Source organism: Sphingobium sp. VMM (assembly GCF_056790315.1).
Genome location: NZ_JBXGSI010000061.1, coordinates 1 through 1,023 on the forward strand (window position 1 = coordinate 1; position 1,023 = coordinate 1,023).

At 67.7% G+C, this 1,023-nt stretch carries 1 protein-coding gene; it reads right to left on the reverse strand.

Going from position 1 to position 1,023, the window contains the following annotated elements:
* The coding region (locus tag ACUCV3_RS27295) for an AAA family ATPase (RefSeq protein WP_482241475.1) at nt 1–1,023 on the reverse strand (1,023 nt) is incomplete at both ends.

The window sequence follows — 1,023 nt, forward strand, 5'->3', positions numbered from 1 at the left end:
CGCGCGCCGCGCTCGACGGTGAGGCTGACATCCCTGCCCAGTTCCCCTGACCGCTGCAGTTGCTCGCGCGCCGCCTCGTTGAGGCTGCGCACCTCGTCATTGGTGTGGGTAAGGATGATGCGGCTGGCTCGTGGGTCGGCGATGCGATCGCGATCCCACCGCTCGATCAGGTCACCACGCGCATCCTCGCGCGTCTCGGCGGCATGGACATGGCCATGGTCGCCATAGGCGGTGATCGCCTCATGGGTACGACCGGTCGCCAGCGCCCTGGTCGCCTCGCGCTGCCAGTCGTGCGCCTGCCGGCGGATCGAGCTGATCTCGACGCTGCCATGGCGCTCGGCAATGGCGCGGAACGAGGCGCCGGCCTCGATCGCCTGCAGCTGCTGGGGATCGCCAACCAGCACGACCTTGGCACCATGCGCCTCCGCTTCCTGGAACACCCTTTCCATCTGCCGCGTGCCGATCATCCCGGCCTCGTCGACCACCAGGATCGACCTGTCGGTCAGACGCTCGCGATCCTGCGCCCATTGATGCTCCAGGCTGGCGATCGTGCGCGAGGCTATGCCCGACCCGCTTTCCAGATTTTCCGCAGCGATGCCCGAGAGCGCAGCGCCGCGCACATCATAGCCGGCCCGCTCCCAGGCGTCGCGCGCCACGCCCAGCATCGCGCTCTTGCCGGTGCCGGCATAGCCGATGACATTGCTCAGCCCCTTGGCACTGGTCACATGCTCGAGCGCACCACGCTGTTCGGCCGAGAGGTCGAGCCCGCTTGCGCTGGCCTGTGCCAGCGCCCGTTCGACATGGCGATCGGCCAGCCCATGATGGCGCCGCGCGTCGAGCGTGGCGGTGGCCTTTTCGAGCCGCTGTTCGGTCTCCAGCATGGACCGTGAGGTGAACCGCGCCTCCCCTCGCCCATCCTTGCCCAGCGCCACCAGTTCGGGCGAGGCTTTGACAGCCGCCATCACCCGATCAAATTGTTCCTTCCCCTCGCTATGGCGGTGAACGAACATGGCAAGGTCACGA